Source organism: Cupriavidus cauae (genome assembly GCF_026210475.1).
GTDB classification, from domain to species: Bacteria; Pseudomonadota; Gammaproteobacteria; order Burkholderiales; family Burkholderiaceae; genus Cupriavidus; species Cupriavidus cauae.
Map to the genome: position 1 here is coordinate 267,104 of NZ_CP080293.1, position 26,698 is coordinate 293,801.

Genomic DNA, 26,698 nt, shown 5'->3' on the forward strand with positions numbered 1-26,698 from the left:
CAGTCGAAGCCCGGTCACCGGTCGGTCGATGGCCGGTCGACGCTCGGTTACCAGTCGGTCGACAGCCGGCCGATGGTCGGCCAACAACCGATCGATGACTGGCCGATAAGCGCGGCGGCGCGCCGCAACCCTACAAAGCCCCTCTCCGGATTTCTGCCATGCTGGACAATCTCACTCAACGCCTGGCGCGGGTCGTCAAGACCATGCGCGGCGAGGCACGCCTGACCGAAGCCAATACCGCCGAGATGTTGCGGGAGGTTCGCCTGGCCATGCTCGAGGCCGACGTCGCGCTGCCGGTGGTCCGCGAGTTCGTTGCCCGCGTCAAGGAAAAGGCGCTGGGCGAGGAAGTGGTCGGCAGCCTCACGCCGGGCCAGGCCCTGGTCGGCGTGGTGCAGCGCGAACTGACCGTGGTGATCGGCGGCGAGGAAGCCGTCTCGGCCGACGGCGCGCCCGGCAAGGCGGCCGAGCTGAACCTGGCGGTGCAGCCGCCGGCGATCATCCTGATGGCCGGCCTGCAGGGCGCGGGCAAGACCACCACGGTGGGCAAGCTGGCCAAATGGCTCAAGGAAAACAAGAAGAAGAAAGTGCTGACGGTCTCGTGCGACGTCTACCGGCCCGCCGCGATCGCCCAGCTCAAGACCGTGTCCGAACAGGTCGGCGCCGACTTCTTCCCCTCGCAGCCGGACCAGAAGCCTGTCGACATCGCCCGCGCCGCGGTCGACTGGGCCCGCAAGCACTATCACGACGTGCTGATCGTCGACACGGCCGGCCGGCTCGGCATCGACGAGGCGATGATGCAGGAGATCGCCGCGCTGCACGCCGCGCTCAAGCCGGCCGAAACGCTGTTCGTGGTCGACGCGATGCTCGGCCAGGACGCGGTCAACACCGCCAAGGCCTTCAACGACACGTTGCCGCTGACCGGCGTGGTGCTGACCAAGCTCGACGGCGATGCGCGCGGCGGCGCGGCCCTGTCGGTGCGGCACGTGACCGGCCGCCCGATCAAGTTCGTCGGCGTCGGCGAGAAGCTTGACGGCCTCGAACCCTTCTACCCCGACCGCATGGCCCAGCGCATTCTGGGCATGGGCGACATCCTCGCGCTGGTCGAGGAGGCGCAGCGCGGCGTCGACATGGAAGCGGCCGAGAAGCTGGCCAAGAAGATCAAGAAGACCGGCGGCTTCGACCTCGAGGACTTCAAGGCGCAGATCGGCCAGATGAAGAAGATGGGCGGACTGGGCAGCCTCGTCGACAAGCTGCCGGCGCAGTTCGCCCAGCAGGCCCAGGGCGCCAATATGGATCAGGCCGAGAAGCAGGTGCGCCGCATGGAAGGCATCATCAACAGCATGACACCGGCCGAGCGCGCCAAGCCCGAGCTGATCAAGGCCAGCCGCAAGCGCCGCATCGCCGCGGGCGCGGGCGTGCCGGTGCAGGAAGTGAACCGGCTGCTGAACCAGTTCGACCAGATGCAGAGCATGATGAAGAAGCTCAAGGGCGGCGGCATGGCCAAGATGATGCGCTCGATGGGCGCGATGAAGGGCGGCATGAAGGGCCTGTTCAACCGCTGATCCGCCGAGCGAAGCCCGATGGCGCCACCGACCGCGCCATCGATCGCACCAGCAATCGGACCAGCAATCGCACCAGCAATCGCACCAGCAATCGCACCAGCAATCGGACCCACCAATCGCAATACCGACCGCGGCACGCTGGCTCCCTGGCCGGCTGCCGCCGCAAAGAACACCGCCAGACCAGGACCGAACATCATGATGACTGCCGAACAGGCCCGCGAACTGTGGGCCAACTCCGAGGAAATCGTCAGCGCCCAGGCCGTGCAGCAATCGCTGGACCGCATGGCGCGCGAGATCACCGACAAGATGGGAGACCGCTTCCCGCTGGTGCTGTCGGTGATGGGCGGCGCCGTGGTCTTCACCGGCATGCTGCTGCCCAAGCTCGAATTCCCGCTGGAGTTCGACTACATCCACCTGTCCCGCTACAACAACAAGACGGTCGGCGGCGAGATGCAGTGGCGCGTGGCGCCGCGCGAGTCGGTCAAGGACCGGACCGTGCTGGTGCTCGACGACATCCTCGACGAGGGCGAGACCATGGCGGCCATCCGCCAGCGCATCATGGACATGGGCGCGCGCGAGTTCTACGCCGCGGTGCTGTGCGAGAAGACGCTGGCCAAGGCCAAGCCGATGCATCCGGACTTCTGCGGCTTCACGGTGCCGGACCGCTATGTGTTCGGCTGCGGCATGGACGCCAAGGGCTACTGGCGCAACCTCGGCACGATCCGGGCGCTGAAGGGCTGAGCCTGCACCGGCTCCGGAGGCGGTCCCGGCGCGGGAGTCGACTCCAGCCGCGGTTCCGGCTCCGGCTCGGACTCCAGCACCTCCACCGCACCCACGGCCAGAGCCGCAGCCCAAACCCGCCGGACGCCCCTCAGTGTCCGGCCGCCAGGATCGGCCACAGCGAGCCGAGCAGCAGGACCGCCATCGTCACGTTGAACACGCGCAGCACGCGCGGCCGTGCCAGCCAGCGGCGCAGCGAGGCGCCGAACACCGCCCACACCGCCACGCTCGGCAGATTGATGATCGCCGACAGGCCGGCCAGCAGCAGCACGTTGAGCCACAGATTGGGGTGCAGCACATAGGCGCTGCACGCCCCCACCGCCATCACCCAAGCCTTCGGATTGACCCACTGGAACGCGGCCGCCTGCAGGAAGCTCATCGGCCTGGCCACCTGGCGGTCCTGCACGCCGCCGGCGGTGGCCAGCTTGTACGCCAGATAGACCAGGTACACGGTGGCCGCCACGCGCAGCAGCGGCCAGGTCCACGGCAGTGCGGTAAACAGCGAGCCCAGCCCGAGGCCGATCAGCGCGATCATCAGCGCGAAGCCGCTGCTGATGCCGAGCAGATGCGGAATGGTGCGGACGAAACCGAAATTGACGCCGGACGCCAGCACCATCGTGTTGTTCGGTCCCGGGGTGATCGACGACACCAGCACGAAGCCGCCGAAGGCGGCAAACACGGCAGAGCCTGCCGCCAGTTCCGACAGTGCCATGGCAACTCCTTGGAATGCAGGGGAAGCGGCAGTCTAGCGTGGCGGTCCTATACAGTACCGGTACAGATTGCCGGGCAATTACCGGCACAGTGCTGCTTGCGGTTCGGCACAGCTGGAGGGCGGATTCCGGGGGCGAAGTCCGGGGGCGAATTCCGGGGGCGGATTCCGGGGGCGGATTCCCGGGGGCGGATTCCCGGGCGCGGATCGCGATCGAGCGCCAGGCGGCCCGGGCCGGCGTGCGTTCAGCCTTCCGCCCGATACGGCGCTTCCCGCAGCCACTTGGTGGCGATCCACTTCTCGCCCTGCTCCACCGGCAGCCCCGCGTGCAACGTGCGCTCGTCGAGGGCGCCGTCCTCGCCGAGATAGGCGAAGAACACCGCATTGCCCTGGACCGGATTGACGCGCAAACCCAGCTTCGGGAAGGCGGTCGCACCGCCGGCGGGAACGTCGTTCAGGTAGATCACCAGCGTCGCCATGCGCTGTCCGCCGACGCGCAGCTGGCGCGCCTCGCCCGGGCGCTGCGGATTGAAGAAGTCGTAGTGCGGCTGGTATTCGGCGCCGGGCTTGTAGTTCAGGATCTGCAGCCCTTCGCCCTGTTCCACCGGGACGCCGGTGACCGCCGCGATGCGCGCCTCGAGCGTTTCGATCAGCGGATGCTCGCCGACCTGGAACATCGCGCCCATGCTGGTGCGCGCGTCGATCAGGTTCTCGTCGCCGGTATCGGGATTGACCACCGGCGAACGCGCCAGCCGGCCGCGGGACAGCGCGATCAGCGCCTCGCATTCGTCCGGCATCAGCAGCCGCTGGAACAGCGCGATGCGGGGCGATTCCATCGCGAACAGTACCGGCACGTCGCGGCCGTCGCCGGCGGGCAGCGCATTGGGGGCGGTGATGGCGGGGGTCGCGTCGGCGGCGGCCTGCGCAGTGTGCGTCGTGACTTCCGCAGCGGTCCTGGCCTTCGCGGACCGCGATGACGACGACGATGGCGATGACGACGATGACGATGACGATGACGATGACGATGACAGTGACGATGCGGATGCCGCCGGCGATGGACCCGACCGCGCGCCGCGCGCCCCGGCTCCGGCGAGCGCGGCCTGCACGGTGGTCCGCGCGAAGCCCGCATCGTAGCCGGACTGGCACATCGACCGCACCAGCGCGTCGGCGCCGAAGCCCTGCGCGATATGCCGGGCCAGCCAGCGTTCGAGTTCGGGCGACGAGGTGGCGTAGCCGGTCTTGCCGGCCGCCGGATGCGAGCGGGAGGTCATGACGGATCGGACAGGCGGGTGGGCGGGAACGCGGCGGGGCCGCCGAGGGGTCGGGACGGCGCCGGCAGCAGGCGCGCGGCGGCATCGCCCGCACGGCCGGGGCGGGCTGCGGCCGCCAGCGCGCCATTGGACTCGGCGGCGCTCGCCACCGTGACCGCGACCTCGGCCTGCTGCCAGCGCTTCCACGCGGCCAGCACCGCGTTCGGGTATTCCGCGCGGCCGCGGCTGCCGTTGTAACGGCCCAGCGCCAGGAACAGGTCGCCGGACTCGCGGTCCAGGTAGTGGCGCAGGATGGTGCAACCGTAGCGCAGATTGCTCTGCAGATGGAACAGCTTGCGCGCGTCGCCATCGCCGATGGTGCGCGCCCAGAACGGCATCACCTGCATCAGCCCGCGCGCGCCCGCCGTGCTGATCGCGTACTTGCGGAAATTGCTCTCGACTTGAATGAGCCCCAGTACCAGTGCCGGCTCCAGCCCGGCGCGCTTGGCCTCGTAATAGACGGTCTCGACCAGCTCGGTGCGGATCAACGGCTCGGGGATGCGCGGCTCGAGGCGGCGCGACATCTCGGCCACCCAGCGCAGATAGGCGTCGCGCTCGCCGGCGGAGACGAATACCGGACGGGCCGGACGCGCATCCGCGATCGCCGCGGCCAGCGCGCCGCGCACGGCGTCGGCCAGCTGCTCTTCCCGCTGAGCACCGGCGTGCGCCGGCGGCGAAGCCAGCAGCAGCGCCAGCGCGGACAGCAGCGCAGCCGCCAACATCGCCAGCCCCGACGTTGGGCCAGCAAACCTGCCCCGGACCCTGCCCGGAACGCTGCCCGCAAACTCGCCCGGACGCATGACCGGAGACTTGCCGGGAAGCGGCGCCGCCGCGATGGCGGCGCATCGCGGCGGTTGCATGGCCTCAGTCGGCCAGCAGCTTGCGCACATGCCCGACGATGTCGGCCACCGCCACGCGGCTCGCCTCGGCGTCGCGCCGGCCCTGGTACTCGACCTGGCCTTCCTTCAGGCCGCGGTCGCCCACCACCACGCGGTGCGGCACGCCGATCAGCTCCCAGTCGGCGAACATCACGCCGGGGCGCTCGCCGCGGTCGTCCAGGATCGCGTCGACGCCGGCCGCCAGCAGCTCGGCATGGATGCGGTCGGCCTCGGCCTTGACCGCTTCCGAACGGTCGTAGCCGACCGGGCACACCACGACTTCGAACGGGGCGATCGCGGCGGGCCAGATGATGCCGCGCTCGTCGTAGTTCTGCTCGATCGCCGCGCCGACGATACGGGTCACGCCGATGCCGTAGCAGCCCATCTGCATCGGCTGGGTCTTGCCGTTCTCGTCGAGGAAGGTCGCGTTCATCGCCGCCGAATAGCGCGTGCCCAGCATGAACACGTGGCCGACCTCGATGCCGCGGCAGATCGCCAGGCGGCCCTTGCCGTCGGGCGAGGCGTCGCCCTCGACCACGTTGCGCAGGTCCGCGACGAGCGGCTCGGGCAGGTCGCGGCCCCAGTTGACGCCGGTCAGGTGATAGTCGCGCTCGTTGGCGCCGCAGACGAAGTCGCTCATGTTGGCGACGGTGCGGTCGGCCACCACGCGGATCGGCGCCTTGGCACCGATCGGGCCCAGATAGCCCGGCGGCGTGCCGAAGGTGGCGACGATCTCCGCCTCGGTGGCGAAGCGGAACTCGGCCAGGCCCGGCACCTTGGACGCCTTGATCTCGTTCAGGTCGTGATCGCCGCGCAGCAGCAGCAGCCAGATCTGCGCGGGCTCGCCCTCGGCGCCCTCGGTCGCCAGCACGATCGACTTGACGGTGCGCTCGAGCGGAATGCCCAGCAGCTCGGCGACGTCCTCGCACTTGGCCTTGCCCGGCGTGGGCGTGCGCGTCAGCGCCTCGCGCGCGGGCGCGCGTTCGGCGACCAACGGCAGCGCCTCGGCAGCCTCCATGTTGGCCGCGTAGTCCGACTCGGGGCAGTAGACGATGGCGTCCTCGCCGGTGTCGGCGATCACGTGGAACTCGTGCGAGCCCGAGCCGCCGATCGCGCCGTTGTCGGCCGCCACCGCGCGGAATTCGAGGCCAAAGCGCTGGAAGATGCGGATATAGGCGTCGTACATCTGGCGGTACGAGACCTTCATCCCTTCCTCGTCGCGATCGAAGGAATAGGCGTCCTTCATCGTGAATTCGCGCCCGCGCATGATGCCGAAGCGCGGCCGGCGCTCGTCGCGGAACTTGGTCTGGATCTGATACAGGTTCAGCGGCAGCTGCTTGTAGCTGCGGATCTCGGTGCGGACGATGTCGGTGACGACCTCCTCCGAGGTCGGCTGCAGCACGAAGTCGCGCTCATGGCGGTCCTTCAGGCGCAGCAGCTCCGGGCCCATCTTGTCCCAGCGGCCGGTCTCCTGCCACAGCTCGGCCGGCTGCACGAACGGCATCAGCAGTTCGACGGCGCCGGCGCGGTTCATCTCCTCACGGACGATCCGCTCGATCTTGCGGATCACGCGCAGGCCGGTTGGCATATAGCTATAGATGCCGGCACCCAGCTTCTTGATCATGCCGGCGCGCATCATTAGCTTGTGCGAGACGATCTCCGCGTCGGCGGGGGCTTCCTTGAGAGTGGAAATGAAGAATTGCGAAGCTTTCATCCGTGGCTTTCGGTTGGGACAGCGCGCGCGGCGCGGATCGATGGGAAAAGGCGTAAGGGGTAAACAGGTCAAGGAAAGGCGGGCAAGGACCCGGGTGGTGAGACGGTTTGCGGACCGGCGAAAGGCGCCTGAAACGGCGCATTTCGTCGGGGAAAACCACCACCCCGGAGCGGCCCGGACGGACCCCGCGCTTCCTTTATAATCGACGTAATTCTAAAGGATTCGAGGTGCAGTCATGCTCGATCGTGAAGGCTTTCGCCCGAACGTCGGCATCATCCTCATCAACGCACGGAACGAGGTGTTCTGGGGCAAGCGAATCGGCGAACATTCTTGGCAGTTTCCGCAAGGCGGCATCAAATACGGCGAGACGCCGGAACAGGCGATGTACCGCGAACTGCATGAAGAGGTCGGACTGCTGCCCGAGCACGTCAGGATCGTCGGTCGCACGCGCGACTGGCTGCGTTACGAGGTGCCGGACAAGTTCATACGCCGCGAGATTCGCGGGCATTACAAGGGGCAGAAACAGATCTGGTTCCTGCTGCGCATGGCGGCGCGCGATTGCGATATCTGCCTGCGCGCCACCGACCACCCGGAATTCGATGCCTGGCGCTGGAGCCAGTACTGGGTGCCGCTCGACGCGGTGATCGAATTCAAGCGCGAGGTCTACCAGATGGCGCTGACGGAATTGTCGCGCTTTCTGCATCGCGGCCCGCGGGCGCCGCTCAGTCCCTACGGCAACCACCATGCCGGGACCCATGGCAACCCCGGCCGCGCCGGCGGCCCACGCGCAGGCCGGCAAGGACCGGGCAATGCGCCGGCCGCCAGCCAGCCGTCCCCTACCCTGACGCAGCCGGAACCGCCGGTCTGCGCGCAAACGCGGAGCACTGATGAATAAACCCGCCGGCTTCGGCCGACGCCGCGCCGGCAGCGCGACCCCTTCGGGTCTGGCTGCCGGGCTTGCCACGCTGTTCGCGCTCGCCCTGGTGAGCGCCTGTTCCACCAGCACAGAAACGCCCAAGCGCGCCGCCCAGCTGGAAGCGGAGGAGGCCGAGGAACCGGTCTTCCTGCTCGACCGGCTCGCCTCCAAGGGCTTCCAGGAGGCCGCGACCAAGCTGCCGCCGCCGCCCGCGGACGCCGACCTGCTGCCCTTCGACGTCAGCACCACCGGGCGCCTGTCGTTCGCCGTGGACGCCAAGTCCATCATGGTCGGCGAGGACGGCGCGGTGCGCTACACCGCGGTGATCACCAGCCCGACCGGCGTGCGCAACATCAGCTACGAAGGGGTGCGCTGCGACGTGTTCCAGCGCAAGCTGTTCGCCACCATGCCGCCCGGCAGCAAGACCTGGGTGCCGAACCAGAGCGCGGGCGCGGAGCAATGGCGCACGATGAGCACCAGCGTGCGCAACAGCTATGCGGCGACGCTGGCGTCCGAATACCTGTGCGACGGACGCGCGGTGGCGGGCAAGACCGAGGACATCGTGCGGGCGATCCGCGACGGCGTCGCGCGGCAGGGCGCGTACCGGTAAGGCGAATCGGTCGGCAGGAATGAAGACCGGAGGGCCGATTCGCCCTCCGTCCGTTCAGAAAGGCCGGGGGCGGCGATTAGCCGTCCGCTCAGAAGGCTGGGGGGCGCTTCGCCTTCCGCTCAGACCAGCACCAGATTGTCCCGGTGGATCAGCTCGGGCTCGTTCAGGTGGCCGAGCACCGATTCAATTTCCGATGACGGCTTGCGGGCGATCAGCCGCGCCTCCGCGCTCGAATAGTTGGTCAGGCCGCGCGCCACCTCGCGTCCCTGCGCATCGACGCAGGCGATGACCTCGCCGCGCGCGAATTCGCCCTGCACTTCCACCACGCCGATCGGCAGCAGCGACTTGCCGCCCGCGGTCAGCTTGTCGACCGCGCCGGCATCGATGACGACGCGCCCGCGCAGCTGCAGATGGTCGGCCATCCACTGCTTGCGCGCGGTCAGCCGCCCGGTCGGCGCCAGCAACTGCGTGCCGATCGCCTCGCCGCCGGCCAGCCGCGCCAGCACGTCGGCCTCGCGACCGGATGCGATCACGGTATGGGCGCCCGACTTGGCCGCGCGCTTGGCGGCCAGGATCTTGGTCAGCATGCCGCCGCGGCCGATCGCGGTGCCGGCACCGCCGGCCATCGCCTCGAGTTGCGGCGTGCCCGCCAGCGCCTCGTGCACGAACTCGGCGGCCGGGTCCTTGCGCGGATCGGCGGTGTAGAGGCCGCGCTGGTCGGTCAGGATCACCAGCGCATCGCCCTCGATCAGGTTGGTCACCAGCGCGCCCAGCGTGTCGTTGTCGCCGAACTTGATTTCGTCGGTGACGACCGTGTCGTTCTCGTTGATGATCGGGACCACGCCCAGGCTCAGCAGCGTCAGCAGCGTGGACCGTGCATTCAGATAGCGCTCGCGGTCGGCCAGGTCGGCATGGGTCAGCAGCACCTGCGCGGTACGGATGCCATAGCGGCCGAACTGGCTTTCGTAGACCTGGGCGAGCCCCATCTGCCCGACCGCGGCGGCCGCCTGCAGCTCATGGATCTCGCGCGGGCGACGCGCCCACCCCAGCCGCTGCATGCCCTCGGCGATCGCCCCCGAACTGACCAGCACCACTTCCTTGCCGGCGGTGCGCAGCTTGGCGATCTGCGCCGCCCAGCGGGCGATGGCGTCGTGGTCAAGCCCCTTGCCATCGTTGGTGACGAGGCTCGATCCGACCTTGACGACGATGCGCCGGGCCTGCGCGATGACCGATTGGGTGGGCAACTCTGTCTCCTGAAGTGAGGTCGTGCCGGGCGATGAACCGGCGCGGAAATTCGGCGCGGGTGTTCGGGGCAGATCGTGGCGAATCGGGGCCGATGTTCGGGGCGGATGTTCGGGGCGGATATTTGGCGCGAAATCAGCCTTGTTGTCCGTCGCGGTCGACGTTGTGCAGCCGCTCGTCCAGACGCACGTCCGGCTCGGCCAGCGCCGCCGCCTCCTCGGCCTTCAGCGCGGCCAGATGGTCCTTGATCGCGTAGACCAGCTCGCGGCAGCCCTCGCCGGTCAGCGCCGAGATGCGGAACACCGGCCCCTTCCACTTGTAGCGCTTGATGAAGTCCTTGACGCGCGCCTCGCGCTCGTCCTCCGGCACCATGTCGAGCTTGTTCAGCACCAGCCAGCGCGGCTTCTCGTACAGCTCGGCGTCGTACTTCTTCAGCTCGTTGACGATGGCGCGCGCCTCGGCGACCGGATCGACGGCCTCGTCGAACGGCGCCAGATCGACGATATGCAGCAGCAGCCCGGTGCGCTGCAGATGGCGCAGGAACTGATGGCCCAGGCCCGCGCCCTCGGCGGCGCCTTCGATCAGCCCCGGGATATCGGCGATCACGAACGATTGCTCGTGGTCGACGCGCACCACGCCCAGGTTCGGATGCAGCGTGGTGAACGGATAGTCCGCCACCTTCGGCCGCGCATTGGAGACGTGCGAGATGAAGGTCGACTTGCCGGCGTTCGGCATGCCCAGCAGGCCCACGTCGGCCAGCACCTTCAGTTCGAGCTTGAGCATGCGGCGCTCGCCCGGCTTGCCGTCGACCTGCTGGCGCGGCGCGCGATTGGTACTGGACTTGAAATGCAGGTTGCCCCAGCCGCCGATGCCGCCCTCGGCCAGGCACACCTTCTGGCCGTGCTCGGTCAGGTCGGCGATGACCTCGCCGCTGTCCATGTCGGTGATCAGCGTGCCGACCGGCATGCGCAGGGTCACGTCCTCGCCAGCCGCGCCGTAGCAGTCGGAGCCGCGGCCGTTCTCGCCGTTGCGGGCGACGTGCTTCTTGGCGTAGCGGAAATCGATCAGCGTGTTGATGTTGCGATCGGCCACCGCGTAGACGCTGCCGCCACGGCCGCCATCGCCGCCGTCCGGCCCGCCGAACGGCACAAACTTCTCGCGCCGGAACGACGCGCTGCCATTGCCCCCGTTACCGGCAATGACTTCGATTCGGGCTTCGTCGATGAACTTCATGATGGTTCCGTGATGGAGCGTGCCGCGTCGCAAGGCCTGGTCAGGCGCTGCCGGCGGCGGGCGACGTTCGACATTGTCGCCAGAAAAGAAAAAGCCCCGCAAGGGTTGCGGGGCCTTCGTGCTGCAAGGCAGTGATCAGGCTGCCGGAACGACGCTGACCTGCTGCTTCTTGGCAGCGCCCTTGACGGCGAACTTCACGTGGCCGTCAACCAGGGCGAAGAGGGTGTGGTCCTTGCCCACGCCGACGTTCTCGCCGGCATGCACGCGGGTACCGCGCTGGCGGACGATGATGCCGCCGGCGTTGATGGCCTGGCCACCAAACACCTTCACGCCCAGACGCTTCGATTCGGAATCGCGGCCGTTCCGTGTGGAACCGCCGCCTTTTTTCTGTGCCATGACTTAACTCCTGTCGCTTTACCTAGTTGTCGCTCGATTTGCTGTCTCGTTGCCGTCCGCGTGGACTCAGGCAACGATCGCTTCGATGCGCAGTTCGGTGTAGTTCTGGCGATGGCCTTGACGCTTCTGGTAATGCTTGCGACGGCGCATCTTGAAGATCTTCACTTTGTCGTGACGACCTTGGGAGATAACGGTAGCTTTGACGGAAGCCCCGCTGACCAGCGGCGTACCAAACTTGATCTGGTCGCCAGCGCCCACTGCGAGCACTTGGTCGAGCGTGATTTCTGCGCCAATGTCTGCCGGTATCTGTTCTACTTTCAGTTTTTCGCCAGCAGCAACCTTGTATTGCTTGCCGCCGGTTTTTACGACCGCGTACATTGTCGAACCTCTCGATGTGAATAAACGCCCAAAAGCCAGCGCCGGCGCGGCTTCGCGGTGAAGCGAAGCGGCCAGGCAATGCGCTTTCGGCCCGGTTATCTCCCGCCGGCACGGACGCAACAACAGCAGTTCAGCCGGAGGAAACTCGGCATTCTATACGAGCAACGGGAAAAGTGCAAAGAAAACAAACACATACGCCCGCAGAGGCGGGCAACGCACTTGCCGGAGCCGGCCCTCAGGTCGCCTCGGCCAGCAGGAATCCGGCCAGGGCGGCGAACGCGACCCACCACGCAAGGCGGCGGGAGGGACGGCGGCCATGGCCATCGGGAGCGGCGGGCTTGTTCATGCCCGCATTATAGGCGCCGCGTGTGGACCACCTGGTGGTGCCGCCTGTGGGGCCGCCTGTGGGGCCGCGTGTGGGGCCGCGTGTGGGGCCGCTCGTGCGCCGCTCCGGCGGCGCCCCGCAGCGGGCAAGACCGGCCGCCGAACCGGTGCGCGATGGCGCGAGATGGCGCGTACGACAAGCCATCTGGACACGGCCATCGCATATAATCGCTCGTTCTGCGTAACGGTGATCATCTTGTCCGAGTCTTCCGCCTCTGCCTTGCTCGCTCCGGTCGCTGCCGACATGCGCGCCGTCGATGCAGTCATCCGGCAGCGCCTGTCTTCCGAAGTGCCCCTGATCGAACAGATCGGCGAATACATCATCGGCGCGGGCGGCAAGCGCCTGCGCCCCGTGATCCTGCTGCTGTCCGCGCGCGCGCTCGGCTATGACGGACATCGCCATCATGAACTGGCCGCGGTGGTGGAATTCATCCACACCGCCACGCTGCTGCACGACGACGTGGTCGACGAATCCGAGCTGCGGCGCGGCCGCCAGACCGCCAACGCGGTGTTCGGCAACGCCGCCAGCGTGCTGGTCGGCGACTTCCTCTATTCGCGCGCCTTCCAGATGATGGTCGATGCCGGCAGCATGCGCATCATGCAGATCCTGTCGGATGCGACCAACGTGATCGCCGAGGGCGAGGTGCTGCAGCTGCTCAACATGCACGACCCGGACGTCACCGTGGAGCGCTACCTCCAGGTGATCCGCTACAAGACCGCCAAGCTGTTCGAGGCCTCGGCCCAGCTCGGCGCGGTGCTGGCGGGCGCCGACGCGGAGATGGAGGAAGCGGCCGCCGAATACGGGCGCCGCATCGGCACCGCCTTCCAGCTGATCGACGACATGCTGGACTACACCGCCAGCGCGGAGCAGATGGGCAAGAACGCCGGCGACGATCTGCGCGAGGGCAAGCCGACGCTGCCGCTGCTGCATCTGATGGAGCATGGCACCGCGGAGCAGCGCGCGCTGGCGCGCGAGGCGATCGTCCAGGGCGGCACCGAACATTTCGACGCGGTGTTCTCCGCCATCCATCAATGCGGGGCCCTGGATGCGACCTTCGAGGCCGCAAAACGCGAGGCCGATGCGGCCGAACGCGCGGCAATGCAATTTCCCCCTTCACAACTGAAAGAAACACTGATAAAGTTATGTGCTTTCTCGCTGCAACGTCAGTTCTGACGCGGCGGGGAACAAAAACGGGGTGTAGCTTAGCCTGGTAGAGCGCTACGTTCGGGACGTAGAGGCCGGAGGTTCGAATCCTCTCACCCCGACCAGTTTTTCAGAAGGGCCGTGCAGCGATGCACGGCCCTTTTGCTTTGGTGCGTTGGATGTGTCGTCGCATCGCCGCCGGCGCCGCGGCATTTCGGCACGCCGTTCGTTTTGGCAGGCTGCTGCACGCCACGATTACGCAGGTACCAGGGCAAGGACCGGGCAGGTACGCCACATCGCGCCGGCCATTCCATTTTGAGACTGCGCGCATTCCCGTCCCCGGCCGGCGCGTCGCACACTGGGCCACTCCTCCACTGCGCCCTGCCTCGCCATGATCGCCACCGCCGATGCGCCGATCGAATACGACCCCGCCATGCCCTCGGCCGATGATGCGCCGGTCGTGCGCTTCGTCCAGACGCTGCTGACCGAGGCCTGCCGGCGCGGCGCCTCGGACCTGCACTTCGAACCGTACGAAGGCTTCTACCGCGTACGCTTTCGCATCGATGGACTGCTGCACGAGGTCGCGCGCCCGCCGCTGGACATTCGCGACCGCATCGCGACACGGATCAAGGTGCTGGCGCGGCTCGACATCGCCGAGAAGCGTGTGCCCCAGGATGGCCGCATGCGCTTCGTGGTGCCGCGGCGCGACGGCGATGCGGGGCCGCAGGGCGCGGCGACGCGGGCCATCGACCTGCGCGTATCCACGCTGCCGACGCTGTTCGGCGAGAAGATCGTGCTGCGCATGCTGGACGCCTCCAGCGTGCGGCTCGACATGGACGGCCTCGGCTTCGAGCCGGCGCAGCTCGCCGTGCTGCTGGAGCGTCTGCGCCGTCCGCACGGCATGGTGCTGGTCACCGGCCCGACTGGCAGCGGCAAGACCGTCTCGCTGTACGCCTTTCTCAATCTGCTGAACCAGGACGAGCGCAATATCTCGACGGCCGAGGACCCAGCAGAGATCCAGCTGGCCGGCATCAACCAGGTCAATATCCACGACAAGGTCGGCCTGAACTTTCCGGCCGTGCTGCGCGCGTTGCTGCGTCAGGACCCGGACGTGATCATGGTCGGCGAGATCCGCGACGCCGAGACCGCCGATATCGCGGTCAAGGCCGCGCAGACCGGCCATCTGGTCCTGTCGACGCTGCATACCAACGATGCGCCGGGCACGCTGACACGGCTGGCGCAGCTTGGTGTCGCGCCCTTCCATCTGGCCGCCAGCGTGCTGGTCATCACCGCGCAGCGGCTGGCCCGCATGCTGTGCGCCTGCAAACGGCCCGGCCCGGTGCCGCTGGCCGCGCTGCGCGAGGCGGGCTTCGCGGACGCCCTGCTCGATGGCAACTGGCAGCCCTGCCAGCCGGTCGGCTGCGCCGCCTGCCGCGGCAGCGGCTACCGCGGGCGCTGCGGCATCCACCAGGTAATGCCGGTCTCCGACGCGATGCAGGGCATCATCCTGTCGCGCGGCAGTACGCGCGCGCTGGCGCAGCAGGCGCGCCGCGAGGGCGTGCTATCGTTGCGCGAGGCCGGGCTGCTCAAGGTCAGGGCGGGCACGACCTCGCTGGCCGAGGTGCTGGCGACCACCAATCCATAACGAAGATCGACCGAACGATCATGCCATCCGGGTCCAACATGGCAGCCCCCGCTCCGCGCGCCGCAGTCCGCCGCCCCGCCGTGGCGCGCACGATCGCGCCACCACGAATCCGTGCCGAGGACATTGCCCGCTTCACGCGCCAGCTGTCGACGCTGCTGGGCGCGAGCGTGCCGCTGCTGCCGGCGCTCGACATCATTGCGCGCGGCCACGGCGATCCGGCGTGGCGCCGTCTGCTGGCGCAATTGCGCGGCGACATCGAGAGCGGCAGCGGCCTGGCCCAGGCCATGCGCCGGCATCCCCGCACGTTCGATGCGCTGTACTGCAGCCTGGTCGACGCCGGCGAGCAAGGCGGCGCACTGGGTGGGATGCTCGACAGGCTCTGTGCCTGCCAGGAACAAGCAATCGCGCTGCGCCGTCAGGTACGCGCCGCGCTGCGCTATCCGCTGGTGGTGCTCGCGGTAGCCGCCGCCGTGACGACGATCCTGATGCTGTTCGTGATTCCGGCCTTCAAGCAGGTCTTCGTCGGCTTCGGCGCCGGCGCACAACTGCCGACGCCGACGCAATTCGTCATCGCGCTGTCCGACGGCTTCGTCGTGCATTGGCAGTGGCTGCTGGCGCTGCCGCCGCTGGCGTGGCTGGGCCTGCGGCATGCGCTGGGCCGCTCGCCGCCGCTGCGCCATGCGCGCGATCGGGCGCTGCTGCTGTTGCCGCTGGCCGGTCCGCTGCTGCGCAAGGCGGCGGTGGCGCGCTGGACGCGCACGCTCGCGACGCTGTCCGCCGCGGGCACGCCCGTCGTGGAGGCGATGGCGCTGGTCGCGGGGGCGTCCGGCAATCGCGTGTATCGCGACGCCACCCGGCAGATCGAACGCGCCGTGCGCTGCGGCGCCAGCCTGGCCACGGCGATGCGCGCCAGCGCCGTGTTCGACCCGATGGCGCTGCAGATGACGCGCATCGGCGAGGAATCCGGTGCGCTCGACACGATGCTGCTGCATGTCGCGCAATGCTGCGAGCGCGAGGTCGACGAGGGCGTCGCCGCGGTGGCCGGGATGGTCGAGCCGCTGATCGTCGTGGTGCTGGGCGTGCTGATCGGCGGGCTGGTGATCGCAATGTATCTACCGATCTTCAAGCTGGCGCAGGTGGTCTGAGATGCAAGGCTTCCTGTCGAACTGGAACGCGGCCATGCCGGCCGGCACCTGGACCATCGCCGCGCTGGCCGCGCTGCCGCCGTGGTTCCTGCTGGGCGCGGCGGCGCTGCTGGGGCTGGTGGTCGGCAGCTTCCTGAACGTGGTCGTGCATCGGCTGCCGCGCATGATGGAGCGCGACGAGGCCAATTATCTGGCCGCGCTGCGCCACGAGCCCGCGCCCTACCCGGAACGCTACGACCTCGTGGTGCCGCGCTCGTCGTGCCCGCACTGCGGCCATGCGATCGCCCCGTGGGAGAACATCCCGGTGCTCGGCTATCTGGTGCTGCGCGGCCGCTGCTCGGCCTGCCGGAAGCCGATCGGCCTGCGCTATCCCGCCGTCGAGCTGGCCAGCGCGGCGCTGTGCGCGCTGGCCGCCTGGCATTTCGGGCCGACCTGGCAGGCCCTGGCCGCGATGGTGCTGATCTGGTCGCTGCTGTCGCTGGCGCTGATCGATGCCGACACGCAACTGCTGCCTGACCAGATCACGCAGCCGCTGTTGTGGCTTGGCCTGCTGCTGAACCTGATGGGCGTGTTCGCGCCGATCGCCGATGCGGTGATCGGCGCGGCCGCCGGCTACCTGCTGCTGTGGACTACCTACTGGCTGTTCAAGCTGCTGCGCGGCAAGGAAGGCATGGGCTATGGCGACTTCAAGCTGATGGCAGCGCTGGGCGCCTGGTTCGGCTGGCAGGCGCTGCCCGCGCTGGTGCTGGTATCGTCGGTGGTCGGGCTGGTGTACGGTCTTGCCAAGATCGCGCTGCGCCGCCACGATCGCGATACGCCGTTTCCGTTCGGCCCGTTCATTGCCGGCGCCGGACTGCTGGTGCTGTTCGCCGGCGCCGACTGGGTGCTGCCGGCATTGGCGCCGGGCGCCGCCATCGAAGCGGGCGCGATGGTGAATCACTGACCCGTGCCGACAACGCCCCTGTCGAACGCCGCAACAACGCACCACCAGCGCACCACCAGCGCACCGATAGCGCCCCGACAATGCCCCAACAACGCCCCATTCACCCTGGAGACATATGCTGGAAATCGGATTGACCGGGGGCATCGGCTCCGGCAAGAGCCGCGTCGCCGATCTGTTTGCCGAGCGCGGCGCCGCGCTGATCGATACCGATCTGATCGCGCACGAGATCACCGCGCCCGGCGGCGCGGCGATTCCCGCGCTGGTCGAGGCTTTCGGCCCCACGTGTCTGCGCGCCGACGGCGCGATGGACCGCGACGCGATGCGCGCGCTCGTGTTCTCCGATCCAACCGCGAAGGCCCGGCTCGAAGCGATCACGCATCCGCTGATCCGCGAGGTCACCGAGCAGCGCGCGGCCCGGATCCGCGCCGGCGGCGCCCATCCCTATCTGATCCACGTGGTACCGCTGCTGGTCGAATCGGGCCGCTGGCGCGAGCGCGTCGATCGCGTGCTGGTGGTCGACTGCAGCGAAGCGACGCAGATCGCCCGCGTGATGGCGCGCAACGGCTTCTCGCGCGAGCAGGTCGAGGCCATCATGGCCAGGCAGGCCACGCGCGCGCAGCGGCTGGCGGTCGCCGACGATGTGATCGACAACGATGGACCGGTCGAGGCGCTGCCGCCGCAGGTCGAGACGCTCGATCGCCGCTATCGCGCGATGCAGCCCGCGTCGCGCACGCCCGCCACGCGCTGAGCATCCCTGACACGCTCGCTTCGCCAAACGCTTCGCATCAGGCGCCGCCGAGGGCACCATCGGCGGCGTTTCATTGTCCTTGCGCGCTGTCTCGCATAGAATGCGTTGGAATATGCTGCCAAGTGCATGCATACGGCCGCATGCGAGCTTCGCATGCATTCTGTACCGATCGCCTCGCGCGCCCGCCTGAGCCGATTCGTCTGTCGAATCCAGCACCGGGCCGGCAAGCTGGCCGACGCCGCGCTGCACGGACTTCCCCTTGATTCTGTACGAATATCCTTTCAACGAACGCATCAGGACACTCCTGCGTCTGGAGGACCTGTTCGATCGGCTGGATTACTTTCTCGGACAGGAACATGCGCTGCAGCATCATGTCGCGCTGACCACGCTGTTCGAGATCATCGACGTCGCTGGCCGCGCCGACCTGAAAACCGATCTGATCAAGGAACTCGATCGCCAGCGGCAGGCGCTGAGCGCGCTGCGCTCGAGTCCGCAGATCGACCAGCAGACGCTGGACGCGGTGATCGGCGAACTCGAGCAGGCCATCGCGCAGCTGAACCAGACCGTCGGCAAGGCGGGCCAGCTGCTGACCGACAACGAGTGGCTGACCAGCATCCGCAGCCGCGCGATCATTCCCGGCGGCACCTGCGAGTTCGATCTGCCCTCGTACTATGCCTGGCAGCACCGGCCGGCCGAGGAACGGCGCGCCGACATCCTGAAGTGGGTACGGCCGCTGATTCCGCTGCGCGTGGGCACCGACGCCGTGCTGCGGCTGCTGCGCGAGTCGGGACAGAGCGGCAAGGTCATCGCCACCGGCGGCAGCTACCAGCAGATGCTGTCCGGCCGCAGCTACCAGCTGATGCAGGTGCTGCTCGACGATTCGCTGCTGGCCTTCATCCCCGAGATGAGCGCCAACAAGTACATGCTGTGGGTGCGCTTCACCCAGCAGGACGGCGACATGCGACCGCGCTCGGTCGACGCCGACATCCCCTTCCTGCTCAAACTCTGCAATTTCTGATTTGCCATGCCATCCGTAGTCAAATGCCCGACCTGTGGCAAGGACGTGGTCTGGGCGCCGGAAAACAAGTTCCGCCCCTTCTGCTCCGAACGTTGCAAGCAGATCGACCTGGGTGCCTGGGCCGCCGAGAAATACGTGATCGAGGGCAAGCCGGCCAATCCGGCCGAGGACCAGCAGGACCGGGACGACGACTGAGCGACGACTGAGCGACGACTGAGCGACGGCTGAATATCGACTGAATGACGACTGAGCGATGGATGGGTGACGGCGAAAAAAAGCTGAGCGCCCACGCTCAGCCCGGCGCTCGGTCCTCAGACCGCCATTCGGCCCCCAAGGCACCTCGCAGCCCTCAGGCCGCCTCCTCCCCCAACCACTCGACCACCGGAATCGTCGCCGGCAGCAAGGGGCCGACGGTGACGGGCACCTGCTCCCACGAGAACGCCTGGCCTTCGCGCCCGACCGGCTCGCCGGCCCAGCCGGTGACCTTGCAGAAGTGCAGCCGCACATAGGCGTGCGGGTAATCGTGCTCGAGCACGTGCCAGCGCGTCGAGGCCGTGATGTCCAGCCCCAATTCCTCGTGCAGCTCGCGCGCCAGCGCCGCTTCGACCGACTCGCCCGCTTCGAGCTTGCCGCCCGGAAATTCCCAGTAGCCCTCGTAAGGCTTGCCGGCCGGCCTTTGCGCCAGCAGGAAGCGGCCATCCGGGCGTACCAGCACGCCGACCGCGACCTCGGTGACCTTGCGCGCGCCGCTCATGCCGGCTCGCCCTGATGGGTACCGTAAGGCCTGCCGTGCTTGCCGCCCCAGTCGCGCGCGAACTGCCACGCGACGCGGCCCGAGCGCGAGCCGCGCTCCAGGGCCCAGACCAGCGCATCGCCGCGCGCCGCGGCGATATCGTCGTCGCTGCAGCCGAACTGTCGCAGCCAGTGCGCGACGATGTTCAGGTATTCGTCCTGCTTCGGCGGATAGAACGACAGCCACAGCCCAAAGCGCTCGGACAGCGAGATCTTTTCCTCGACCACCTCGCCCGGATGGATCTCGCCATCGTCGGTGTGCCGGTAGCCCTCGTTGTCCTTCATGTATTCGGGCAGCAGATGGCGGCGGTTCGAGGTCGCGTAGACCAGCACGTTGTCCGACTGCGCGGCCACCGAGCCGTCGAGCGCCGACTTCAGCGACTTGTAGCCCGATTCGCCGTCCTCGAACGACAGGTCGTCGCAGAAGATCACGAAGCGTTCCGGCCGCTGCGTCAGCTGCTCGACGATATCGCCCAGGTCGCCGAGATCGGCCTTGTCGACTTCCACCAGGCGCAGCCCCTCATCCACGAAGGCGTTCAGGCAGGCCTTGATCAGCGACGACTTGCCGGTGCCGCGCGCGCCGGTCAGCAGCACGTTGTTGGCCGGCAGCTTGTGCACGAACTGGCGCGTATTGGCGACGATGGCGTCCTTCTGGCGCTCGATGTTCTTCAGGTCGTCCAGATGGATCGGCGGCAGCTGCCGGATCGCCTGCAGATAGCCGATATTGCCGAACAGGCTCTGCCGCTTGCGCCAGCGGAAGGCGACGGCCTGCTGCCAGTCCGCCTCGGTCAGCTGCGGTGGCAGCCACTGTTCGAGCCGGGCGAGAAATTGGTCGAGACGGGAGGCGAGATCGGACATGGCGGCAATCCGGAGAGGCGGGGGATGGGAGAAGCGGAACGGCCGGGATGGCGGGGCGATGTGTGATAGCGATAGCGATGGCGATCTCGCCAAAGGACTCCGCCGCCGTCGTTCGAACGATGCCTCGCCAGGCGGCAAGGCATCGCCCTACAACGATCAGGAACGATAGTCCGCGTTGATCGATACGTAGTCGTGCGACAGGTCGCAGGTCCAGACCGTGGCCGTGGCATTGCCGCGGCCGAGCGCGATGCGCACCGTGATCTCGGCCTGCTTCATCACGCGCTGGCCGTCTTCCTCGCGGTAGTCGGGGTGGCGGCCGCCGTCCCTGGCGACCCAGACATCGTCGAGCCACAGGTTGACGCCGCCGACATCGAGGTCGTCGACGCCGGCGTAGCCGACCGCGGCCAGGATCCGGCCCAGATTGGGATCCGAGGCGTAGAACGCGGTCTTGACCAGCGGCGAGTGGGCGACCGCATAGGCGATCTGCCGGCACTCGGCGACATCGCGTCCGCCCTCGACCTGGATCGTCATCAGCTTGGTGGCGCCTTCGCCGTCGCGCACGATCATCTGCGCGAGTTCCTGCGCCAGCGACGTCACCGCATCGCGCAGCGCCGTGAACTCCGCACCGTCGGCGCGTTCGATCGCGGGCGCGCCGGCGCGGCCGGTGGCGATCAGCACGAAGGAATCGTTGGTCGAGGTATCGCCGTCGATCGTGATGCTGTTGAACGAATGATCGGCCGCGTGCGACACCAGCGCCTGCAGCACCGGCTGGGCCACCGTCGCATCGGTGGCGATGAAGCCCAGCATCGTCGCCATATTCGGACGGATCATGCCGGCGCCCTTGCTGATGCCGGTCAGCGTGACGGTCTTGCCGCCGATCTGGACCGTGCGCGACGCGGCCTTCGGCTGCGTGTCGGTGGTCATGATCGATTCGGCCGCCGCCAGCCAGTTGTCCTCGCGCGCGTTGGCGATCGCCTTGGGCACGCCGGCCAGCAGCCGGTCCATCGGCAACGGTTCGAGAATCACGCCGGTCGAGAACGGCAGCACCTGGTCGGCGCCGATGCCCAGCGCGCCGGCGACCGCGTCGCAGGTCGCGCGTGCGTTGGCCAGGCCCGGTTCGCCGGTGCCGGCATTGGCGTTGCCGGTGTTGATCACCAGCGCGCGGATGCCGCGGCCGGCCGCCAGATGCTCGCGGCAGACCTGCACCGGCGCGGCGCAGAAGCGGTTGCGCGTGAAGACGCCCGCGACGGTGCTGCCTTCGGCCAGGCGCACCACCAGCACGTCCTTGCGATTGGCCTTGCGGATGCCCGCTTCAGCCCAGCCAAGCTCGACGCCGGCGACCGGTTTCAGATTCTCTGCCTGCGGCAGCGGCAAGTTGACGGCCATGTTCGATTCCTTGCTTCGATGCGATACCCAGTGTCCGCCGGCGGGCTCAGCTCAGCCGGCCGTGGCACTGCTTGAACTTCTTGCCCGAGCCGCACGGGCAGGGGTCGTTGCGGCCGACGCGGGGCATGGTGGCCACTTCGCTGTCGTCGCGGGCGCCGCGTGCCGCCGCCGCGATCGCGCGCTCGCCGGTGTCGGGGCCGGCGCCGCCGAACTCGTCATGCTGGTATCGCACATTGCCCACGTGCGACAGGTCGTCCTCGATCTGCTCCGAGGCCTGCTCGAGCTCTTCCGGCGACTGGATCTGGACGTTGAAGACGATGCGCGTGACCTCGCTCTTGATCACGTCCAGCAGGCGCGCGAACAGCTCGAACGACTCGCGCTTGTACTCCTGCTTGGGATCCTTCTGCGCATAGCCGCGCAGATGGATGCCCTGGCGCAGATGGTCCAGCGCGGCGAGGTGCTCGCGCCAGTGCGTGTCGATGCTCTGCAGCATCACCGACCGCTCGAAGCCGGCGAAGGCCTCGCGGCCGACCTGCGCGACCTTGGCCTCGTAGCGCTCGGCCGCGGCCGATACGATCATCTGCAGCAGTTCCTCGTCCTCGATGCTCTGCGCGTTCTCGATGGTCTGCGCCAGCGGCAGCTCCAGGCCGAAGTCGTCGCGCAGGCGCTTCTCCAGGCCGGCGATGTCCCACTGCTCTTCCATCGATTCGGCCGGCACGTACTCGCGGAACAGATCGACCAGCACGCCCTCGCGCAGGCTCTTGATCATCTCGCCGACGTCCTGGGCTTCCAGCACCTCGTTGCGCAGCTTGTAGATTTCCTTGCGCTGGTCGTTGGCGACGTCGTCGTACTGCAGCAGCTGCTTGCGGATGTCGAAGTTGCGGCCCTCGACCTTGCGCTGCGCCGATTCGATCGAGCGCGTCACGATGCCGGCCTCGATCGGTTCGCCCTCGGGCATCTTCAGGCGGTCCATGATCGCGCGCACGCGGTCGCCGGCGAAGATGCGCAGCAGCTGGTCGTCCAGCGACAGGTAGAAGCGCGACGAGCCCGGGTCGCCCTGGCGGCCGGCACGGCCGCGCAGCTGGTTGTCGATCCGGCGCGATTCATGGCGCTCGGTGCCGACGATGTGCAGGCCGCCCGCGGCCTTGACCTGCTCGTGCAGCGACTGCCATTCCGACTTCAGCTGCGCGATGCGCGCGGCCTTTTCCTCGGCCGACAGGCTCGCATCGGCCTCGATGAAGCCAGCCTGCTTCTCGACATTGCCGCCCAGCACGATGTCGGTACCGCGGCCCGCCATGTTGGTGGCGATGGTGATCATCTTGGGCCGGCCCGCCTGCGCCACGATCTCGGCCTCGCGCGCGTGCTGCTTGGCGTTGAGCACCTGGTGCGGCAGCTTTTCCTTGTTCAGCAGGTCCGACAGGTATTCCGAGGTCTCGATCGAGGTGGTGCCGACCAGCACCGGCTGCCCGCGCTCGAAGCACTCGCGGATATCGCGCACCACGGCGTCGTAGCGCTCCTTGGTGGTCTTGAAGATCTGGTCCTGGAAGTCCTTGCGCTGGGTCGGCTTGTTGGTCGGGATCACGACCACTTCCAGGCCGTAGATCTCCTGGAATTCATAGGCCTCGGTGTCGGCCGTGCCGGTCATGCCGGCCAGCTTCTCGTACATCCGGAAGTAGTTCTGGAAGGTGATCGTCGCCAGCGTCTGGTTTTCCTGCTGGATGGTGACGCCTTCCTTGGCCTCGACCGCCTGGTGCAGGCCGTCGGACCAGCGGCGGCCGGTCATCAGGCGGCCGGTGAACTCGTCGACGATGACCACCTCGTCGTTCTGCACCACATAGTGCTGGTCGCGATGGAACAGGCTGTGCGCGCGCAGGGCCGCGTACAGGTGGTGCATCAGCGTGATGTTCTGCGGCGCGTACAGCGACTCGCCCTCGCCGATCAGGCCCAGCTGGGCCATGATCTGCTCGGCCTTCTCGTGGCCGGCCTCGGTCAGGTAGACCTGGTGCGCCTTCTCGTCGACGTAGTAATCGCCCGGCTTCTCGACGCCGGTGCCGTCGGCCTTCTCCTCGCCGATCTGGCGCTCGAGCAGCTTCGGAATGCCGTTCATGCGCTGGTACAGGTCGGTATGGTTCTCCGCCTGGCCCGAGATGATCAGCGGGGTGCGCGCCTCGTCGATCAGGATCGAATCGACCTCGTCGACGATCGCATAGTGCAACGGCCGCTGCACACGCTGACCCGGGTCGTAGACCATGTTGTCGCGCAGGTAGTCGAAGCCGAATTCGTTGTTGGTGCCGTAGGTGATGTCGCTGTTGTAGGCCGCCTGCTTCTGGTCGTGCGGCATCTGCGACAGGTTGACGCCCACCGACAGCCCGAGGAAGTTGTACAGCCGGCCCATCCACTCGGCATCGCGCTGGGCCAGGTAGTCGTTGACCGTGACCACGTGCACGCCCTTGCCGGTCAGCGCGTTCAGGTAGACCGCCAGCGTCGCGGTCAGGGTCTTGCCCTCGCCGGTACGCATCTCGGCGATCTTGTTGTCGTTCAGCACCATGCCGCCGATCAGCTGCACGTCGAAATGGCGCATCTTCATCACGCGCTTGCTGGCCTCGCGGCAGACCGCGAAGGCTTCGGGCAACAGCGATTCGAGCGATTCGCCGCCGGCATGGCGCTGGCGGAACTGTTCGGTCATGCCGCGCAGTTCGTCGTCCGACAGTGCTTCGAACTTCGGCTCCAGCGCGTTGATCCGCTCGACTGTCCGTCGATATTGTTTGATCAGCCGCTCGTTACGGCTGCCGAAGACTTTCTTGAGAAGGCCCGTGATCATCGATTGGTGTCACCTGCGCACGATTGCGGTCCTGCCGTCCGAGCCGAAGGGCCGGACGGGAAGCGCGCGTGGCGAAGAGAGGATTAGCGCAAAACGCCGAGTTTATCACGCGCGGGGGGCGGTTCCGCGGGCGATCCCGTGCCGTTCCCGCGCACTTGCCGCGCGGTTCCCGATGCGCCGCGCGCGGGTCGGGACCGTGCCGCCATGGTGTCTCGGGCACGGCACCGCAGCGGTCGCGCCCGGGTCCGCTTGTGGCCCGCTTGGGACCCGCCTGGGGCCGGCCTGGGACCGGCCTGGGACCGGCATGAGACCGCCTTGGAGCTAGAATGCGGCATGCGCCTGTTCACCCACCACGCCCTGCAAACGCCCTCCGCCAAGCCGCTGAACGACTGGCTGGCCAAGGCCGGACCGATGTCCTCGCTGATGCAGGCGGCGCGCGAGCTCGCCGCGCTGGAAGCCGAGGTGATGGCCCTGCTGCCGCCCGGCATGCGCGCCGGCATCGCAATCGGTGGCGTGCGCCAGGACACCCGCAGCCCGGGGCAGCCGAACACGCTGCTGCTGCTGGCGGCCCACGGCGCCGCCGCGGCGCGAGTGCGGCAGATTGTACCCAGCCTGCTGGCGCGGCTGCAGCAGCGCGGGGCGCGGATCGATGCGGTCAAGGTGCGGGTGCAGCCCGACGTCGCGCGCGGCGACTGGGACGTGGAGCCGGCCGAGCGGCCGAAGAAGACCGGCGTGCCTGCGGCCGGATTGAACAGCCTCGGCGAACTGGCGCAGACGCTGCCGGACTCGCCGCTGCGGGATGCGGTGCAGACGCTGCTGTCGCGGCACCGCCAGGGACGCGGCTAGCGGAACCGCCGGCGGGAAAGCCAGCGGAAGAACCAGGGGAAAAGCGAGCGCGCCGGGCGGCGCGCCCTGCGTCAGGCGAAAGCCGGCTGCAGCTGCGGCAGGAAGGCGGCCGGGGCCTCTTCCTGGCGCTCGAAGCTGACGATCTCGTAGGCCTGCTCGTCGGCCAGCAGCGCGCGCAGCAGCTGGTTGTTCAGCCCGTGGCCGGACTTGTTGGCGACGTAGGCGCCGATCAGCGGATGGCCAACCACATAGAGATCGCCGATCGCATCAAGGATCTTGTGGCGCACGAACTCGTCGCCATAGCGCAGTTCCTCGTTGTTCAGCATGCGGTGCTCGTCGAGCACGATCGCATTGTCCAGGCTGCCGCCGCGGGCGAGACCCATCTCGCGCAGCGCCTCGACCTCGTGCGCGAAGCCGAAGGTGCGGGCCCGCGCGATCTCGCGGACATAGCTGGTGTCACCGAAATCGATCTCGAAGGTCTGGCCGGTCTTGTCGACCGCCGGATGGCGGAAGTCGATGGTGAACGACAGCTTGAAGCCGAAGTAGGGTTCGAGCCGCGCCAGCTTGTCGCCCTCGCGCACTTCCACCGCCTTCTTGACGCGGATGAAGCGCTTGGCCGCCGGCTGCTCCTCGATGCCCGCCGACTGCAGCAGGAACACGAAGGACGCGGCGCTGCCGTCCATGATCGGGATTTCCTCGGCGTCGACGTCGACGAACAGGTTGTCGATACCCAGGCCCGCGCAGGCGGACATCAGGTGTTCGATGGTGGAAACGCGCGCGCCGTTCTTCTGCAGCACGGACGCCAGGCGCGTGTCGCCGATGGCCGAGGCCTTCACCGGGATCTCGACCGGCTCGGGCAGGTCGACGCGGGTGAAGACGATGCCGGTATCGGTCGGGGCGGGCCGCAATGTCAGCGTCACTTTACGGCCCGAGTGCAAGCCAATGCCAACGGTCTTGACCAGGGACTTGATAGTGCGCTGTTTGAGCATGACGGCCTCTGCTAATTATTAAAATCTATCGGGCTTGAGATCTGATAAACCGTATCTTACCACCGGCAAGCATATTGCGCTGCACCAGTTTTGTTTCGTCGTGTTAACGGTGTGGCATTCGACGGTTAAAGGCCCGGAAAAGATGCGGGGGATGGCGAAAAAATCGCCGCAGAAGACCGGATAAGCGGCATTTGAATCACTTCCAATGCCGCCATCTCGACATCTACAGCCACCAAGGTCACAGAACGCCG

The 26,698-nt window shown here is 67.8% G+C and carries 24 protein-coding genes, 1 tRNA gene and 1 pseudogene; 13 read left to right on the forward strand and 13 right to left on the reverse strand.

Going from position 1 to position 26,698, the window contains the following annotated elements; translation table 11 throughout:
• Positions 1-158 precede the first annotated feature (158 nt).
• Positions 159-1,562 carry a signal recognition particle protein gene (gene ffh, locus KZ686_RS01200; protein WP_265632861.1) on the forward strand — a complete coding sequence of 468 codons (1,404 nt, stop codon included), beginning with the start codon at positions 159-161 and terminating at the stop codon, positions 1,560-1,562.
• Positions 1,563-1,757: 195 nt separating this feature from the next.
• Entirely contained in the window at positions 1,758-2,303 is a 546-nt protein-coding gene (locus KZ686_RS01205; protein WP_149316591.1) for a hypoxanthine-guanine phosphoribosyltransferase, read from the forward strand.
• Positions 2,304-2,433: 130 nt separating this feature from the next.
• On the opposite strand, the gene KZ686_RS01210 is transcribed toward KZ686_RS01205, so the two are convergent.
• From KZ686_RS01210 to KZ686_RS01225, 4 genes are all read right to left on the reverse strand, one after another.
• A complete protein-coding gene (locus tag KZ686_RS01210) occupies positions 2,434-3,054 on the reverse strand; it encodes a LysE family translocator (RefSeq protein WP_149316590.1) in 621 nt (206 codons plus the stop codon).
• A gap of 242 nt (positions 3,055-3,296) precedes the next feature.
• Positions 3,297-4,322, reverse strand: a complete 1,026-nt coding sequence (locus tag KZ686_RS01215) for a 2OG-Fe(II) oxygenase (protein ID WP_265632862.1) — start codon at positions 4,320-4,322, stop codon at positions 3,297-3,299.
• Positions 4,319-5,083, reverse strand: a complete 765-nt coding sequence (locus KZ686_RS01220) for a lytic transglycosylase domain-containing protein (RefSeq protein ID WP_226107646.1) — start codon at positions 5,081-5,083, stop codon at positions 4,319-4,321. Before KZ686_RS01220 ends, KZ686_RS01215 begins: the two co-directional genes overlap by 4 nt.
• Positions 5,084-5,225: 142 nt before the next feature.
• Entirely contained in the window at positions 5,226-6,953 is a 1,728-nt protein-coding gene (locus KZ686_RS01225) for a proline--tRNA ligase (protein ID WP_149316588.1), read from the reverse strand.
• Between the two features lie 235 nt (positions 6,954-7,188).
• Here KZ686_RS01225 and KZ686_RS01230 point away from each other — a divergent pair, with 235 nt between their 5' ends.
• Positions 7,189-7,848, forward strand: a complete 660-nt coding sequence (locus tag KZ686_RS01230; protein ID WP_150082123.1) for an RNA pyrophosphohydrolase — start codon at positions 7,189-7,191, stop codon at positions 7,846-7,848.
• Positions 7,841-8,479 carry a CNP1-like family protein gene (locus KZ686_RS01235; protein ID WP_223819432.1) on the forward strand — a complete coding sequence of 213 codons (639 nt, stop codon included), beginning with the start codon at positions 7,841-7,843 and terminating at the stop codon, positions 8,477-8,479. The genes KZ686_RS01230 and KZ686_RS01235 overlap by 8 nt, the downstream gene beginning before the upstream one ends.
• Before the next feature lie 119 nt (positions 8,480-8,598).
• Here KZ686_RS01235 and proB read toward each other — a convergent pair whose 3' ends face one another.
• From proB to rplU, 4 genes are all read right to left on the reverse strand, one after another.
• Complete coding sequence (gene proB / locus KZ686_RS01240) at positions 8,599-9,723, reverse strand: glutamate 5-kinase (RefSeq protein ID WP_226107095.1); 1,125 nt, start codon at positions 9,721-9,723, stop codon at positions 8,599-8,601.
• Between the two features lie 133 nt (positions 9,724-9,856).
• Positions 9,857-10,954, reverse strand: coding sequence for a GTPase ObgE (gene obgE / locus KZ686_RS01245; RefSeq protein WP_150082120.1), 1,098 nt, complete (start codon positions 10,952-10,954; stop codon positions 9,857-9,859).
• A 135-nt stretch (positions 10,955-11,089) separates the two neighbouring features.
• Complete coding sequence (gene rpmA / locus KZ686_RS01250) at positions 11,090-11,350, reverse strand: 50S ribosomal protein L27 (RefSeq protein WP_053822556.1); 261 nt, start codon at positions 11,348-11,350, stop codon at positions 11,090-11,092.
• Between the two features lie 66 nt (positions 11,351-11,416).
• Positions 11,417-11,728 (reverse strand): 50S ribosomal protein L21, encoded by a 312-nt coding sequence (gene rplU / locus KZ686_RS01255; RefSeq protein ID WP_006576525.1) that lies wholly within the window; start codon positions 11,726-11,728, stop codon positions 11,417-11,419.
• Between the two features lie 628 nt (positions 11,729-12,356).
• Between rplU and ispB the strand changes: the two genes are divergently transcribed.
• The 8 genes and pseudogenes from ispB (at position 12,357) to KZ686_RS01295 (ending at position 18,950) form a co-directional block, all read left to right on the forward strand.
• The gene (gene ispB, locus KZ686_RS01260; protein WP_150082151.1) at positions 12,357-13,286 is read left to right on the forward strand and encodes an octaprenyl diphosphate synthase; all 930 of its coding nucleotides are present in this window, start codon (positions 12,357-12,359) and stop codon (positions 13,284-13,286) included.
• Between the two features lie 18 nt (positions 13,287-13,304).
• A tRNA-Pro gene (locus tag KZ686_RS01265) sits at positions 13,305-13,381 on the forward strand.
• Between the two features lie 290 nt (positions 13,382-13,671).
• Positions 13,672-14,901 (forward strand): annotated as a pseudogene (locus KZ686_RS01270) (GspE/PulE family protein); the annotation flags it as partial.
• Positions 14,902-14,939: 38 nt separating this feature from the next.
• Positions 14,940-16,046: a type II secretion system F family protein gene (locus KZ686_RS01275; protein ID WP_265632863.1), complete on the forward strand. Its 1,107-nt coding sequence runs from the start codon at positions 14,940-14,942 to the stop codon at positions 16,044-16,046.
• 1 nt (position 16,047) lies between these two features.
• Positions 16,048-16,989, forward strand: a complete 942-nt coding sequence (locus KZ686_RS01280) for a prepilin peptidase (RefSeq protein WP_283949972.1) — start codon at positions 16,048-16,050, stop codon at positions 16,987-16,989.
• A 115-nt stretch (positions 16,990-17,104) separates the two neighbouring features.
• The gene (gene coaE / locus KZ686_RS01285; protein ID WP_226107091.1) at positions 17,105-17,737 is read left to right on the forward strand and encodes a dephospho-CoA kinase; all 633 of its coding nucleotides are present in this window, start codon (positions 17,105-17,107) and stop codon (positions 17,735-17,737) included.
• Between the two features lie 259 nt (positions 17,738-17,996).
• On the forward strand, positions 17,997-18,755 hold the full coding sequence (gene zapD, locus KZ686_RS01290; protein WP_149316581.1) for a cell division protein ZapD: 759 nt from the start codon (positions 17,997-17,999) through the stop codon (positions 18,753-18,755).
• A 6-nt stretch (positions 18,756-18,761) separates the two neighbouring features.
• Complete coding sequence (locus KZ686_RS01295) at positions 18,762-18,950, forward strand: DNA gyrase inhibitor YacG (protein ID WP_149316580.1); 189 nt, start codon at positions 18,762-18,764, stop codon at positions 18,948-18,950.
• A gap of 154 nt (positions 18,951-19,104) precedes the next feature.
• Here KZ686_RS01295 and KZ686_RS01300 read toward each other — a convergent pair whose 3' ends face one another.
• From KZ686_RS01300 to secA, 4 genes are all read right to left on the reverse strand, one after another.
• Positions 19,105-19,509: an NUDIX domain-containing protein gene (locus tag KZ686_RS01300; RefSeq protein WP_149316579.1), complete on the reverse strand. Its 405-nt coding sequence runs from the start codon at positions 19,507-19,509 to the stop codon at positions 19,105-19,107.
• Positions 19,506-20,405 carry an ATP-binding protein gene (locus KZ686_RS01305; protein ID WP_149316578.1) on the reverse strand — a complete coding sequence of 300 codons (900 nt, stop codon included), beginning with the start codon at positions 20,403-20,405 and terminating at the stop codon, positions 19,506-19,508. The genes KZ686_RS01300 and KZ686_RS01305 overlap by 4 nt, the downstream gene beginning before the upstream one ends.
• 156 nt (positions 20,406-20,561) lie before the next feature.
• Entirely contained in the window at positions 20,562-21,791 is a 1,230-nt protein-coding gene (argJ, locus tag KZ686_RS01310; protein ID WP_149316577.1) for a bifunctional glutamate N-acetyltransferase/amino-acid acetyltransferase ArgJ, read from the reverse strand.
• 46 nt (positions 21,792-21,837) lie between these two features.
• The gene (gene secA / locus KZ686_RS01320; protein ID WP_149316576.1) at positions 21,838-24,612 is read right to left on the reverse strand and encodes a preprotein translocase subunit SecA; all 2,775 of its coding nucleotides are present in this window, start codon (positions 24,610-24,612) and stop codon (positions 21,838-21,840) included.
• Between the two features lie 333 nt (positions 24,613-24,945).
• Here secA and KZ686_RS01325 point away from each other — a divergent pair, with 333 nt between their 5' ends.
• Positions 24,946-25,458 carry a DciA family protein gene (locus KZ686_RS01325; protein WP_149316575.1) on the forward strand — a complete coding sequence of 171 codons (513 nt, stop codon included), beginning with the start codon at positions 24,946-24,948 and terminating at the stop codon, positions 25,456-25,458.
• 71 nt (positions 25,459-25,529) lie between these two features.
• Here the strand turns inward: KZ686_RS01325 and lpxC are convergent, their stop codons facing one another.
• Positions 25,530-26,447 (reverse strand): UDP-3-O-acyl-N-acetylglucosamine deacetylase, encoded by a 918-nt coding sequence (gene lpxC / locus KZ686_RS01330; protein WP_150082112.1) that lies wholly within the window; start codon positions 26,445-26,447, stop codon positions 25,530-25,532.
• Positions 26,448-26,698: the final 251 nt, after the last annotated feature.